Annotated in this window: 13 protein-coding genes; 2 read left to right on the plus strand and 11 right to left on the minus strand. The window is 56.0% G+C overall.

Going from position 1 to position 14,628, the window contains the following annotated elements; all coding sequences use genetic code 11:
* Nucleotides 1-94 precede the first annotated feature (94 nt).
* Together ACTQ34_RS08010 and ACTQ34_RS08015 are read left to right on the plus strand one after the other, a co-directional pair.
* Nucleotides 95-1,336: a Gfo/Idh/MocA family protein gene (locus ACTQ34_RS08010; RefSeq protein ID WP_441363326.1), complete on the plus strand. Its 1,242-nt coding sequence runs from the start codon at nucleotides 95-97 to the stop codon at nucleotides 1,334-1,336.
* Nucleotides 1,333-2,325 carry a Gfo/Idh/MocA family protein gene (locus tag ACTQ34_RS08015; protein WP_441363327.1) on the plus strand — a complete coding sequence of 331 codons (993 nt, stop codon included), beginning with the start codon at nucleotides 1,333-1,335 and terminating at the stop codon, nucleotides 2,323-2,325. Before ACTQ34_RS08010 ends, ACTQ34_RS08015 begins: the two co-directional genes overlap by 4 nt.
* A 98-nt stretch (nucleotides 2,326-2,423) precedes the next feature.
* Here ACTQ34_RS08015 and rpoD read toward each other — a convergent pair whose 3' ends face one another.
* The 11 genes from rpoD to ACTQ34_RS08070 form a co-directional block, all read right to left on the minus strand.
* Nucleotides 2,424-3,656 carry an RNA polymerase sigma factor RpoD gene (rpoD, locus tag ACTQ34_RS08020; RefSeq protein ID WP_441363328.1) on the minus strand — a complete coding sequence of 411 codons (1,233 nt, stop codon included), beginning with the start codon at nucleotides 3,654-3,656 and terminating at the stop codon, nucleotides 2,424-2,426.
* Nucleotides 3,653-5,419: a DNA primase gene (gene dnaG / locus ACTQ34_RS08025; protein ID WP_441363329.1), complete on the minus strand. Its 1,767-nt coding sequence runs from the start codon at nucleotides 5,417-5,419 to the stop codon at nucleotides 3,653-3,655. The genes rpoD and dnaG overlap by 4 nt, the downstream gene beginning before the upstream one ends.
* Nucleotides 5,420-5,452: 33 nt before the next feature.
* Complete coding sequence (locus tag ACTQ34_RS08030) at nucleotides 5,453-6,454, minus strand: deoxyguanosinetriphosphate triphosphohydrolase (protein ID WP_441363330.1); 1,002 nt, start codon at nucleotides 6,452-6,454, stop codon at nucleotides 5,453-5,455.
* A 101-nt stretch (nucleotides 6,455-6,555) separates the two neighbouring features.
* Nucleotides 6,556-7,191, minus strand: coding sequence for an IMPACT family protein (locus ACTQ34_RS08035; protein ID WP_441363331.1), 636 nt, complete (start codon nucleotides 7,189-7,191; stop codon nucleotides 6,556-6,558).
* A gap of 36 nt (nucleotides 7,192-7,227) precedes the next feature.
* The gene (gene hflX / locus ACTQ34_RS08040) at nucleotides 7,228-8,514 is read right to left on the minus strand and encodes a GTPase HflX (RefSeq protein WP_441363332.1); all 1,287 of its coding nucleotides are present in this window, start codon (nucleotides 8,512-8,514) and stop codon (nucleotides 7,228-7,230) included.
* Between the two features lie 110 nt (nucleotides 8,515-8,624).
* A complete protein-coding gene (rpmE, locus tag ACTQ34_RS08045) occupies nucleotides 8,625-8,828 on the minus strand; it encodes a 50S ribosomal protein L31 (protein WP_031475830.1) in 204 nt (67 codons plus the stop codon).
* Nucleotides 8,829-8,916: 88 nt separating this feature from the next.
* Entirely contained in the window at nucleotides 8,917-9,375 is a 459-nt protein-coding gene (locus ACTQ34_RS08050; protein WP_441363333.1) for an S-ribosylhomocysteine lyase, read from the minus strand.
* Complete coding sequence (locus ACTQ34_RS08055; protein ID WP_441363334.1) at nucleotides 9,372-10,760, minus strand: MATE family efflux transporter; 1,389 nt, start codon at nucleotides 10,758-10,760, stop codon at nucleotides 9,372-9,374. Before ACTQ34_RS08055 ends, ACTQ34_RS08050 begins: the two co-directional genes overlap by 4 nt.
* Before the next feature lie 111 nt (nucleotides 10,761-10,871).
* Entirely contained in the window at nucleotides 10,872-11,528 is a 657-nt protein-coding gene (locus tag ACTQ34_RS08060; protein WP_441363335.1) for an HAD family hydrolase, read from the minus strand.
* Nucleotides 11,529-11,551: 23 nt separating this feature from the next.
* A complete protein-coding gene (locus tag ACTQ34_RS08065) occupies nucleotides 11,552-12,847 on the minus strand; it encodes a chloride channel protein (RefSeq protein ID WP_441363336.1) in 1,296 nt (431 codons plus the stop codon).
* A 72-nt stretch (nucleotides 12,848-12,919) separates the two neighbouring features.
* A complete protein-coding gene (locus ACTQ34_RS08070; protein ID WP_441363337.1) occupies nucleotides 12,920-14,425 on the minus strand; it encodes an IMP dehydrogenase in 1,506 nt (501 codons plus the stop codon).
* Between the last annotated feature and the right edge of the window lie 203 nt (nucleotides 14,426-14,628).

The raw sequence follows: 14,628 nt of genomic DNA on the forward strand, positions 1-14,628 counted from the left end.
CATCCCACCAGTCGGGACGCGGCTGCGATACAATGAAAACCAGAAAATTACGCTGCCCTTTGGAGCAGAATTTGAAAAAAGGATGAGGACGCATATGAAAACCATCAATCTGGCAATCATCGGCGCAGGCGGATACGGGGACTACTGTCTGGGGCTGCTCGAACGCTTTGTCGATCCGGAAAGCTATCGACTGGTGGCGGCAATCGACCCGTTTTACGAAAAGATACCTCGCTACACCCAGCTGACTGCTCAGGAGGTACCAATGTACCGTACCCCGGAAGAATTTTTTGCTGCCAGTTCCGCCGATCTGGTGCTCATCGCCAGCCCTATTCATCTGCACAAGGAACAATGCCTGCTGGCGCTCCGGCACGGCGCACATGTGCTGTGCGAAAAACCGCTTGCCCCCATTTTGCAGGATGCACTGGATATTCGCGCCGCAGTATCTGCTTCCGGCCGCAAGCTGGGAGTTGGATTTCAGATGTCCTTCTGCGACCCCATCCAGAACCTCAAGCGCGACATACAAGCCGGTCTGCTGGGCGCGCCCAAATCCCTGCGCACCTATGTCTCCTGGCAGCGCTATGACAGCTATTACAACAGTCCTTGGCGCGGTCATATTCGGGACGCACAGGGCCATTGGGTGCTGGACTCCATCCTGACCAACGCAACCGCACACTATTTACATAACACCTGTTTTGTGCTGGGCGACCGCTTTGACACTGCGGCCATGCCGAAAAGTCTGGCCGTTGAGCTGTACAACGGCAAAGGGATTGAAACCTTTGATACCGCATTTGTTTCAGGCAAATTCGCGTCCGGCTGTGACTTTTTCTTGGCTCTGACCCACTCGGGAGACCGCAACGTAGACCCAATCCTGCAATATACGTTTGAGCATGCGGTTGTCACCGCCTCGGGCAACGATGATTCCGCGGAAATTATCGCCACCTTTGATGACGGCAGCACCAAAAACTATGGGGCCGCCTTAGGCGAATATCACGTTGCACAGAAACTGCGCACCATGATAGCGGTTGCCGCTGACCCCAGCGTGGAGGTGCCCTGTACACCAGATACCGTTCTGCCGCATCTGACCATGTGCAATGCCATTTTCGATCAGGCCGATGTCTATCCGCTGCCCGCAGACCGCATGGAGCACGTTTCCACGCCGGAACCCGGTGTGTTTATGCGCGGCCTAGCCGACGATGCCTGGACCTGCTTCCAAACCGGGAAACTGCCTTCCGAATGCGGTTTTGACTGGGCGCATCGCCCGACCAACATCCGACTGGAAGGGTATCATGCTTTTTCCGGCGAACGATTCCGCAAAAAAGAGGAGATACACATATGATTCGTATTTGCATTGCAGGAAACTCCGGCCATGCAGCCACCGTCACCCGCGCACTCCCCCGTTTGCCGCAAGTAGAAATTGCAGGCTGGTGCCGCACGTGGACCGGTGAACCCATGACGGAAGTGCTGGATGATTTTGCGAAACTCGGTCTGTCACCGATGGAATATCCTGACTATCTGACCATGATTGACGATGCTCAACCGGATGTTCTGGTTGTAGACGGTATGTTTTGCGACCATGAAACGATGACCTGTCAGGCGCTTGCGCGCGGCATTCATGTTTACTGTGACAAGCCGCTGGCATTCACCCTAGACGGCCTGACGCGCGTGCAGCAAGCAGCGGCCGCCTCTCCTGCTCTGCTGTGGGCCATGCAGACTGCACGCTATGACCCCTGGTTCTACACCGCGAAGCAGTTGGTCGATGCGGGTGCCATTGGAGAAATCCGTTTGCTGACCGCGCAAAAATCCTATCGACTCGGTCAGCGTGCGCCCTTTTTCCGTCATCGTGCACAGCACGGCGGATTGATTCCATGGGTGTCCATTCATGGCATTGATTTCATCCGTTATTTATATCCGCATGCCGCAAAGACCATCTTTGCTCATCATTCGACAACTGCCAATCAAGGATATGAGGACTTGGAGGTCACGGCACAGCTGATGATGACAATGGAAAACGATGTCTGCGCACAGGTCAGCGCCGACTATCTTCGTCCGGCCAACGCAGCAACCCATGGGGATGACCGCGTACGCGCCGCGGGTACGCACGGCGTTATCGAGGTGCGCGGCGATGCGGTTTACCTCATCAACGACCAAAACGACGGCTCCCAGCCGGTGCCGCTTGAGCATCCGCCCATGATTTTTGAAGATTTCATTCACACGCTGGAGGGCCATGGCTCGGGTCTGCTTGACCTGTCCGAATCGCTCGAGGACAGCCGCCTTGCTCTGCTGGCCCGCGAATCAGCCGATACAGGCCGCATCGTAAACGCTTAAAATCTATCCCTTTTCTTCACACAAAGCGCCCCCCAAAAGCCGAACCATTTTCCGATTGGATATGGTCTGTCTTTTGGGGGGCGCTTGCTTTTTTATGATTAGTTCAGAAAATCCTTGAGCTTTTTCGAGCGTGACGGATGACGCAGCTTGCGCAGCGCCTTTGCCTCAATCTGGCGAATACGCTCACGCGTGACGTTGAACTCCTTACCGACTTCCTCCAGCGTACGAGTGTGTCCGTCCTCAATACCGAAGCGCAGACGCAGCACCTTTTCCTCGCGCGGAGTAAGTGTCTTGAGCACCTCAACCAGCTGCTCCTTGAGCAGCATAAAGGACGCTGCTTCGGCCGGTTCGGGCGCATCATCGTCCGGAATGAAATCTCCGAGGTGCGAATCTTCCTCTTCACCAATCGGGGTCTCAAGCGACACCGGCTCCTGCGCAATCTTGAGAATATCACGCACACGGTCGACCGGCATGCTCATCTCTTTGGCAATTTCCTCCGGGCTGGGATCATGGCCCAGCTCCTGCAGCAGCTGACGCGAAACGCGGATAACCTTGTTGATAGTTTCCACCATATGCACCGGAATGCGGATAGTACGCGCCTGATCGGCAATTGCGCGCGTAATCGCCTGCCGAATCCACCAGGTCGCATAGGTCGAGAACTTAAAGCCCTTGGTTGAGTCGAACTTTTCGACCGCCTTAATCAGACCAAGGTTGCCCTCTTGAATCAAATCAAGGAACAGCATGCCACGGCCGACATATCGCTTGGCAATCGAAACCACCAGACGAAGGTTTGCTTCTGCCAGACGCTTTTTCGCCTTTTCGCCGATTTTCACATCGCGGTCCAGCTGCACACGCTCTTCCGCCGGGATGGCGTCACCCTCCGCCTCAATGCGGGCCTCTGCCTCGTTGCCCTTCTGCATCTGCTCGGCCAGCGTCACCTCTTCCTCCGGAGAGAGCAAATCCACCTTGCCAATCTCCTTCAGGTACATACGCACCGGGTCGTCAATGGCAAAGGTTTCCGCCATGGCAGAGGTGTCTATCAGCTCCTCTTCCGGAACCTCCTCCACGCTGTCCGGCTCAAACACTTCATCGTCGTCGTCACCCAGCGCCTTTTCCAGCACGCCTTCGGTTTCAACTTCTATGCCCATGGTTTCGAGCGTTTCATACAACTTATCGATGTCGTCGCTTTCCATATCCAGCTGGCTCAGCGCATCCGCAATCTCCTTGAGCGTCAGCCGTCCGTTCTTTTTCCCCAGCGCCAGCAGGTCCTTGAGCACCTGCTGTTGGTCCACTGCATGCTCCGGTGCGTTTGCATTGCCCGTTGTCGTCATATCGTTTGTCCTCCCGCGTTTTGTTTTTTTATTCGTCCAAAGGTCAGCAGCGGGTCCTCGCCTGCTTCGGTAATCGTACCATCTCTGACGCGCTGCATTCGTATCGTATTTATGTATTCCTGCATTTCCTGCCGGTGTTCGCCCGGTGGGATGCCCTGATCCAGAATGGCGGAAAGCAGGCTCATCTCATTTACCTCCAGCCACCCCTCGAAGGACAGGATATCCACCATCTGGCCTTCCCGGTCGAGCGCGAGCACACGCTCATATATCTTACGCAGCACAGGCGCGGAAAACCACGCCGGCGGCAATTCTTTTTCCAGTCCCACTGCCAGCTTCTGATCGTAAAACAGCAGGCGAAGCACGTTTTCCTCCGCCTTGGCGGATTTGACATCCGCATAGGCAAGCGTGCGGTCCTTGGGCTGCGCCATACCGATTGGTGAGCGAATCTCGCGCCGTTCGGCGGCTTTCTGCTTTTTGCGGCGGATGTTCAGCTCACGCCGCACCTCGACATTCATCGCCTCGGCAGTCACGCCCGCCATCTTGGCCGCGCGCCCCGCGTATACTTCTCGCTCGATGCTGCTTTCGATGCCGGCAAGCATGCGCGCCGCGTCCCGCAGGAACAGCACACGCGCTTCATCATCCTCCAAATCGTATTTCGCTGCAATTTGCTCCAGTCGGTAAGCGTTATGGTCCTCGCTGCGCTCGATGAGCGCACGGAACGCATCCGCCCCTTTGGCTTTGATGAACTCATCCGGGTCCTTTGCGCCCGGAATTTTGAGCACCTTGACCTGCAAATCGCATTTTTTCAAAATGTCAATCGCGCGCTGTGCCGCCGCCTGCCCCGCTCCGTCCGCGTCGTAGGAAATCACAATGCGGTCGGTGTGGCGGGCGATGATACGCGCCTGCTCCTCGGTCAGCGACGTGCCGAGCGAGGCCACCGCACAGTCAAATCCGGCCTGATGCAGCGCAATCACATCCATATAGCCTTCTGCCAGGATAAAATACCCGTTTTTCGTAGTCTTGGACAGGTTGAGCGCAAATAGATTGCGGCTTTTGTGAAAAATCGGCGTTTCGGGCGAATTGAGATACTTGGGCTTGGAATCATCCAGCACACGCCCACCGAACGCAATCACATTGCCACGCACGTCAATGATGGGAAACATCACGCGCCCACGGAACCGGTCGTACACACGCCCCTTTTCACTGCGGCTGAGCAGCCCTGCATCCAGCATTTCCTCCCGCGTATAGCCCTTCGCGGTCATCGCGTCGAGCAGCGCGTGGAACGAGTCGGGCGCATAGCCCAGCCCAAATCGGTTCATCGTGCGCCGGTGCAAGCCGCGCCCGAGAAAATACTGCTGTGCCACGCGGTTCTCCGGCTGCCACAGCGTATCATAGTAAAACCGCGCCGCGTCTTTACACAAGGCGTACAGCCGATCGCGGTGGCGGGCTGCCTGCCGGTCGGCCTCGCCCTGCTCGGGCACCTGCATGCCTGCACGCGCCGCCAGATAGCGGACCGCATCGGGAAATTCCAACCCTTCGGCCTTCATCGTGAAGGTAATCACTCCGCCGCCCGCGCCGCAGCCGAAGCAGTGAAAAATCTGCTTATCGGGCGAAACCGAAAAGGACGGCGTTTTTTCATTATGGAAGGGGCAAAGGCCAAAATAATTTGCGCCGCTCTTTTTCAGCTGAACGTACTGGGACACGACATCCACAATATCGTTCCGTGCGGATAATTCATCCAGAAACACACGGTCAAACGCCATTCGCCCACCTCCTTTGTAGGATAGCCGGATTTTTTATCCTTCAATCTTATTCCAGCTTTTCGGAATAAATAATTTTGTGTAAACCGAAATCGAGTACCGGTCGGTCATGCACGCGATATAGTCGCACACGACGCGCTCAAGCGGTTCGCCGCGCGTCATCAGCACAAAATAATCCCCCGGAAGCTCGTCCGGATGGACTACGAAATATTCATACAGACCGCGCAGCATGGTCTTAGCGCGCATTTCCTCGCGCTGCGCCTCGGTACCGTGATACACATGGTCAAACATAAACTGGCGCAGCTCCATCATATCGTCGTGCACCTGTTCATCCATACCGATTTCCTGATGCGCTGTGCCGTATTCAATCATCGCGGTGACCATGGTATCAATGCGCTTGCCATGGCTGTCGCCCAGACGGCGGCGCAGATACTGCGGGATATCGGTGTTTGTAATAAGACCGCCGCGCATGGCATCGTCAATATCATGGTTAATATAGGCAATGCGGTCGGCATAGTGGATGATGCGTCCTTCAGGCGTGTCCGCTTTTTTCGCGCCCGTATGACAGATGATGCCGTCGCGCACCTCCTGCGTCAAATTCAGGTCCTCAATCAAATCGACCATGCGCAGGCTCTGCTCATTGTGTCGAAATCCGAACGGACACACCTCGGCCAGTGCACGCTCGCCTGCATGACCGAACGGCGTGTGACCCAAATCATGCCCCAATGCAATCGCCTCGGTCAAGTCCTCATTGAGCCGCAGCGCGCGCGCAATTGTGCGCGCAATCTGCGACACCTCCAGCGTATGCGTCAGGCGGGCGCGATAGTGGTCGCCCTCCGGTGAGATAAACACCTGCGTTTTATGGCTAAGCCGCCGAAACGCCTTGGAGTGAATGATACGGTCGCGGTCGCGCTGAAAGCAGGTGCGATAGGCGCACGGCTCCATTTCGCGCTGCCGTCCCTGCGAAGCATCCGCAAAGGTCGCCCACGGCGCAAGCGTCAGGTGCTCCCGCTGCTCCTGCTGTTCCCGGATTGTCATACGGCACGCGCCTCCCTGACTGCTGGCATCAAAAATTCGTCTATTTGATTTATACTGACTCCATCTGCAAAATCCTTTTTTTCAGGGCAATTTTTTTCACTTTATTTTACACGCCTGCCCATAAAGCGCGTCTCCATCACCTCAGCGTACACCTGTCCTGCGGTCGCTTCGGCCAGCGCCGCGTTGAGCCGCTCCTCCCCACCCGCTGGCAAGGTTACGGTCAGCGTCACATCCGCCCCGAAATCGGTCTGTTCAGCAGCGCAATCGTAATCCGGCAGCAGATGCAGCACCATTTCGTATAGATTATATGGACACGCAATCAGCGCGACCGAAAACAGGCTCATACGCTGCACGCCCGCCGCCGCGACAGCGATTTGCGCACCCTTGGTATAAGCGCGCACCAGCCCGCCGGTGCCCAGCAGCACGCCGCCGAAATAGCGCGTCACCACGCACAGACAGTTTTCCAGCTGTTCGTGCCGCAGCACATCCAGAATGGGCATGCCCGCCGTGCCCTGCGGCTCGCCGTCATCCGAATAGCGCATGACGTTGCCCTCGAGCAGAATGTAGGCATAGCAATTGTGCGTTGCGTCCCAATAGGTTTCGCGCATTTCCTTAATACGCGAAACCGCCTCCTCCGCTGTTTCCACGCGCCACAGCCGTCCGGTGAACTTGGAACGTTTTTCTTCAAATTTATCCTCGCCATACGCGGCAAAGGGAACAAAATAGTCCTTTTCCATCGTGTATCCCCGTTTTTGCGCAGCTCTATTTGCGCGTTATTCCTCAACCAGATAGTCCGCCACACGGCCGTAAGTCTTATCGTCCACAATCGCCTCGACCAGCGTGCCTTCCGCAGCGTACTCGGTTGATTCCAGCTGTGCCTCCCGGTGCAGCATGTCCAGCACGGCGCCGTCCGCATACGGAATCAGCAGCTTAACGCGATGCTTTCCGCGTCCGAGCGCATGCTCAATGGCCGCCAGCAGCGCGTCCACGCCCTCGCCGGTCTTAGCCGAAATGGCAACGCCCTCATCCGGACGGAAAAACGGCAGCGACTCCGGCGCGCACTTATCCGCCTTGTTGTACACCATCAGGCGCGGGATTTCCTGCGCGCCCAGCTGTGCGATAACGCCCTCGACCGTCTCAGCCTGTATACGCCAATCCTCGTCCGATACATCCACGACATGCAGCAATAGGTCGGCATAGGCCAGCTCCTCGAGCGTTGCCTTAAACGCACTGACCAGATGGTGCGGCAGCTTGCGGATAAAGCCGACCGTGTCGCTCAGCAAAATCTCCTGCGTATCCGAAATGCGCTTTTTGCGCGTAGTCGGGTCAAGCGTATCGAACAGGCGGTCGTTTGCCTCGATACCCGCGCCGGTCAGCTGATTGAGCAGCGTGGACTTACCCGCGTTGGTATAGCCCACGATGGCAACCAACGGCATCTCGGTCTTTTTGCGCTGACGGCGCTGCACGGCGCGTACCTGCCGCACCTGTTCCAGTTCTGCCTTGAGCTTGTCGATGCGCTTACGGATGTGACGGCGGTCGGTTTCAAGCTGTGTCTCGCCCGGGCCGCGCGTACCAATCGGGCTTTTGCCGCCGCCCGCGGTCTGGCGCACCAGATGCGTCCACATACCGGCAAGACGCGGCAGGATATACTGATACTGCGCAAGCTCTACTTGCAACTTACCTTCGCCCGTGCGGGCACGCTGCGCAAAGATATCCAAAATGAGCGCCGAGCGGTCGAGCACGGTGCATTTGGTCAGTTCCTCCAGGTTGCGCGTCTGCGACGGAGACAACTCATTGTCGAACAGCACGAGCGTGGCCTCATTGGCCTCGGCAAGCTGCCGTACTTCTTCCGCTTTTCCCTCACCGATGAAGGTGCGCGCATCCGGTGCAGGACGACGCTGCAAGGTCATCGCAACCGCCTCCGCACCCGCAGTCTCGGCCAGCGCGCGCAGCTCATCCATCGTGCGCTCGTCTGCGTCCTGCTGCGCAGTGAAGGACGGGCAGGACAGCCCAACCAGCACGGCGCGCTCGGCCTGTGTTTTGTTTTCCAGTTCGGTCATCGTGTTCATTCCTCCCCTCTCCGGGGCATGCCCGCATGTGTGCGGGCGGGTTTGAAAACAGAAAAGCCACCGAAACGCGCTTCGTCAGCAACCGTTTCGATGGCTTCCTCTTACTTGTCCAGATTGAAACGCTTCTTGAAGCGATCAACACGTCCGCCGGTGTCTACCAGCTTCTGCTTGCCCGTGAAGAAGGGGTGGCACTTGGAGCAAACGTCAACGACGATATTCTCCTTAGTGGAGCCGGTCTCAATGACATTGCCGCAGGCACAGCGGATCGTGGTCTGCTTGTACTCGGGATGGATGCCCTGTTTCATGTTGTTTCACCTCTTTCCACGGGAAATCACAAAATTTCTCTTGCAGTCGTAAGGATATGATACCATATTATACGGCAAAATGCAAGCATTATTTTTCATATACTAAATTTTCTTCCTTCCAGTCTTTCAGCACCGGAATCATGGACGCCGCCAGCGCCTTGGCACCTGCCAAATCGTGCAGCAGATAGTTGCCGCATTCGATACGGCTTGCGCCCGGAATCTCCCCTTCGTAGGACGCAATGAAGTCCATCGTTTCGCGCACAAGGTCAATCGCGTCCGCCGGCGCCAAATCACGTACCAGAAAGTAAAATCCGGTCTGACATCCCATCGGACCGCAATAGATGATATGTTCAGCAAAGCGCGAGTTGCGCGCATAGGTGGCAAACAGATGCTCGAACGTGTGTCCGGCCGCCGGCTGAATATAGGTGCCCGCGTTCGGATACACCATGCGGATATCATAGGTTGTCACATCCCCGTCAATGCGGGAGGTGTACATGCCCGGTTTGAGTTTGTCGTGATTCACTTCAAAGCTTGCAATGCGTTTCATACGTTTTTCTCCTTTTCAGCACCCAGATACCGTAACTCTGTGCTGTACTCACGCCACAACAGCACATACGAAATGAAAAATGCAGCGATTTCCGCAATCGGGAACGAATACCAGACGGCATCCAATCCCTTCCACTGGCCGAGCAGCCATGCCGCCGGCAGAATAATAACGAGCTGACGGCAAACCGATACGATGAGGCTGTTCATGCCGCGGGCCGTCGCCTGGAACAGCGTGGAATTGATGATACCAAAGGCCGCGCCAAGGAAGGACAGGCTGATGGTCTTGAGGGCCGGAACACCGACCGAGAGCATATCGTCGATTGCAGCCGCATCCGTACGGTCCACAAACATCATCAGCATCTGCTCCGCAAATAGCTGGAACAAAATCAGACCGATAAACATGATAACGACAGCTGCTGTCAGCGTAATTTTATAAGCGCCAAACAGGCGCTTTTTATTGCGCGCACCGTAGTTGTATCCCATAACCGGCAGCGCACTCTGGTTTAAGCCAAACACAGGCATAAACACAAAGGTCTGCAGTTTAAAATAGACCGCCAGCACATTGACTGCCGTCTGCGAAAAACCAATGAGGATTGCATTCATGCCCGCCGTCATCACGGACACCACGCTCTGCATAACAATGCCCGGCAAGCCGACACGATAAATATCCTTGACCGTCTGAAGACGCCACTTGAATTCCCGCATGTTCACTTGCAGAACCTTCTGATGAACAAATACGCCCCACAATCCGATTAGCATACCAAAAATCTGTCCGGTAACGGTTGCCAGCGCTGCGCCGCGCACGCCCATCTCCGGGAAGGGACCAATGCCGAAAATCATCAGCGGGTCCAGAATAATATTGATGATTGCGCCCGTCAAACCCTGACACATCGGAATAATCATATTGCCGGTCGACTGCTGCAGCTTTTCGCACATCATCGAAATCATAACGAAAATGCTCAGGCCAACCGCAATGTGCGAATACTGAATCGCCTGCACAGTGACATCCTCGGCCGCGCCGAACGCGCGCACGAACACGCCTGACAAGCCGAAACCCAATACCAAAAACACGATGCCGCCAATCACAGACAATGCGATACCGTGCTCCGCCGCCGAATTTGCATGCAGACGGCGTTTTTCACCCAGGCGACGCGCAATCAGCGAGTTGACACCCACGCCAGTGCCGACACCGATTGCCACAACCAGTGTTTGCAGCGGAAACACCAGTGAAACCGCAGCCAGGGCACTCTGCGAGTATTGGGCAACAAAAATGCTGTCCACAATATTATACAGCGCGTTGATAATCATCGAGATCATCGCCGGCAGTGCCATGGAGAAAATCAGCGGCCCCATGCGCGCCGTACCCATTTTATTTTGTTCTTCCAAAATTCATTCCCCCTAACCAAAATGAAGCCGCACCAGAACATGTCTGGCGCAGCCGCTTTTCACTCTTACCATATAGTGTACGAGATAAAAACCGAGATTGCAAGCCCTTTCTTACAGTTTTCCACGTAATTCGCCATATGACTGCTCGACTACAAAATCACTGACTGAACGCAGTTCGTTTTCCCCCGCCGCATAGGCAGGCTCCACCATACCGCAGACCCGAAATCCTGCACGCTTGGCTGTGGCACATGCATAGGGCGCATCCTCAAACACGATACAGTCGGCAGGCGCAAGCCCCAGTTTTTCCGCGCTTTTCAAATAAATATCCGGTTGATACTTGGAAATACCCACATCCTCAATGGTCAGCATAAACTCAAAATAGCCCATCATATTCCGGTCACGCAGCGCCTTTTCCGCGTGACGCCGCGCTGTCAGCGTTGCAATCGCCATTTTTACCCCGCGGCGACGCAGTCCGTCGAGAAATTCGATGACGCCGTCCTTCGGCTTGGCAATCGTCTCATAGCGCGTGGTAATCAGCCGGTCCATTCCCTCCATCAGTCCCCGCGCGCCGCCGGGCAGCTCCGGATAGCGGTCGGCAAAATACTGAGCCACCTGCGGCTGGGAAAAGCCTTCGCATGCCGCATACTCCTCGTCTGTAATCGTCAGCCCGAACCCTGCCAGATACCCTTGCGTCAACCGCGTCCACACCGGCATGGAATCGAGCAGCGTGCCGTCCATGTCAAATATTGCACCCTTAAATTCGTGCATGTTTTTTCCTCCCGGAAACAATGTTATTTGGTCTTGCGGTCGATAAACTGCGGCCGCATTTTGGAATACAAAATCTTTTGCTCGCTGTACAAGCCGTAATACCCGCTGAGCATATAAGAAATCGAAATCACCAGCGCAAACAATGCAAGGCTCTGGCCGCCGAACAGCTCAAACGCCAGCAGAATCGAGGTTAGAGGCGAGTTCGTCACGCCACAGAACACCGCAGTCATGCCAAGCCCCGCTGCAAACGAGGGCGCAAGCCCGAAAAAGACGCCATAAGCCGCGCCGAACGTCGCCCCGATGAACAAAACGGGCACAATTTCGCCGCCCTTGTAGCCCACGCCGATGGTGACAGCAGTCAGCACCAGCTTGATGAAAAACGCCGCATACCCCGCCTGGCCCGCGACCGCACGCTCGATAACCTCCATGCCCGCGCCGTTGTAGTCCCTCGTGCCGAGCAGCAAGGATACCAGCACAACCACCAGACCGCCCACGGCGATGCACAAATATGGATTGGATATGTACTTTTTGAAAAGGTGTCCGATACGATGGAACACGATGCATACAACAGCGCTCAGCACCGCACAGACCACACCGAACAGCACCAGCTTGACCAGCAGCAGAGGCTCAACCTCCTGCGGCACACCGGAAAGCGTAAACGCAGTCGTCCCGCCGCCAAGAGAAAGCGCGACATAATGCGCAATTACGGACGCCAGCACACACGGGAACAATGCCGCATAATACATCACGCCCACGCTGATGACCTCCATGGCGAAAACGCTCGCTGCCAGCGGCGTGCCGAACAGCGCGGCGAAGCCTGCCGCCATGCCGCACATGGTAATCGTACGGCTGTCCTTATCATCCAGCCGCATCCAGTGTCCTATATTGCCGGAAATCGCACCTCCCAGCTGAATCGCCGCGCCTTCGCGGCCGGCCGAACCGCCGCACAGATGCGTCAAAATCGAAGTGACAAAAATGCTCGGCGCCAGCCGCAGCCGCACCGGATGATTCTCGCGCACCGAGGTCAGGATGAAATTGGTACCGCGCTCGAGCGGCATGTCTGCCTGCTTGTACCAGAACGCAATGAATACGCCGACAAACGGCAGCAGATACAGCAGCCATGCATACGCCGCGCGCATTTCCCCTGCCCATTCCAGCGCCAGATGGAACGCCGCGCCCACCGCGCCGACTACCAGACCAATGACCACCGCGAACACACACCAGCGCAAAAATACGCCGCCGTTGCGCCGCACGCGATAGCCCAGCCCGTGCAGCATGCGAAGCGCCGCGCCGACCATCTCGTGGACTTCACTCTCCATATACATTCCCCTTTCCGACAAGAATTGCCCCGCAGTTAGTCTGCGGGGCAATCTTTTCAGACGCAGCTTTGCTTACTTGCTGGTTGTGGAAGTCTCCTTGAGCAGCACGTCGTGTGCGCCGCCCTCAACAATCGAGGTAGCAGATACCAGCGTAATTTTGGCCTTTTTCTGGAACTCCGGAATGGAGAGCGAACCGCAGTTGCACATGGTCGAACGAACCTTGCTCAGCGTCAGACCAAGGTTATCCTTGAGCGAGCCGGCATACGGCACATAGGAATCAACGCCTTCTTCAAAGGACAGCTTTTTATCGCCACCCATATCATAACGCTGCCAGTTGCGCGCACGGGACGAACCTTCGCCCCAGTATTCCTTCATATAGCTGCCGTTGATATTGACCTTATTGGTCGGGGATTCATCAAAACGAGAGAAATAACGGCCGAGCATCAGGAAATCCGCACCCATTGCAAGCGCCAGCGTGCAGTGATAGTCATGCACAATGCCGCCGTCCGAGCAAATCGGTACATAGACACCGGTTTCCAGATAATATTCGTCACGCGCCGCAGCCACTTCAATCAGTGCAGTCGCCTGACCGCGGCCGATGCCTTTCTGCTCACGGGTGATGCAGATGGAGCCGCCGCCAATACCGACCTTGACAAAGTCCGCGCCCGCGTCCGCGAGGAAACGGAAGCCCTCACGGTCGACCACGTTGCCTGCGCCGACCTTGACGCTGTCGCCGTAGTTTTCACGAACCCATGCCAGCGTGCGGCTCTGCCATTCGGAAAAACCTTCGGAAGAGTCGATACACAGTACGTCCGCACCGGCCTCCACCAGTGCCGGAACACGCTCGGCATAATCGCGGGTATTGATGCCTGCGCCAACCACATAGCGCTTATGCTCGTCGAGCAGCTCGAGCGAGTTGGCCTTGTGGCTGTCATAGTCCTTGCGGAACACCATATAAACCAGATGCTGCTCCTCGTCTACGAGCGGCAGCGAGTTGAGCTTGTGATCCCAAATGATGTCGTTTGCCACCTTGAGCGTGGTGTCCGCCGGTGCGGTGACCAGCTTGTCAAACGGCGTCATGAATTCAGATACCGGCACGTCGCGCTCCATACGGGACACGCGATAGTCACGGCTGGTAACAATGCCGAGCAGACGGCCGTTTGCCGTGCCGTCGTCCGTGACCGCCATGGTGGAGTGACCGGTCTTTGCCTTCAGCTCCAAAACGTCCGCCAGCGTCTGCTCGGGACGCAGATTGGAATCGGACACGATAAAGCCCGCCTTGTAGGACTTTACGCGGGCGACCATCGCCGCCTCGCTTTCGATGGTCTGCGAACCATAAATAAAGGAGATGCCGCCCTCCTGTGCCAATGAAATTGCCATGCGGTCGTCCGAAACCGCCTGCATGATAGCGGAAACCATCGGGATATTGGCATACAGCGCGGATTGCTCGCCCTTGCGATACTTGACAATCGGAGTGCGCAGGCTGACATTCGCCGGGATGCACTCTGCGGAGGAATACCCCGGCACAAGCAGATATTCGTTGAACGTATGCGAAGGTTCACTGAAATAATATGCCATATTGTTTCTCCTTTTCTTCATTCCTGTTTTTCCGGATTTAATGTTGCTTTTTATTATATCCTTTTTGCCGAACAAAGTAAAGCGGGTATGTGACAGATTTTGCGTTTATTTACCAACTGCCCGTTATGCAAACCGCAAAAAGAAAGAACCGCAGCTTACGTGACAAGCCGCGGCTCTCTCCTTTGGAAATGAGGAATGAATGT

Source organism: Agathobaculum sp. LCP25S3_E8 (assembly GCF_052117165.1).
Classification (GTDB): domain Bacteria; phylum Bacillota; class Clostridia; order Oscillospirales; family Butyricicoccaceae; genus Agathobaculum.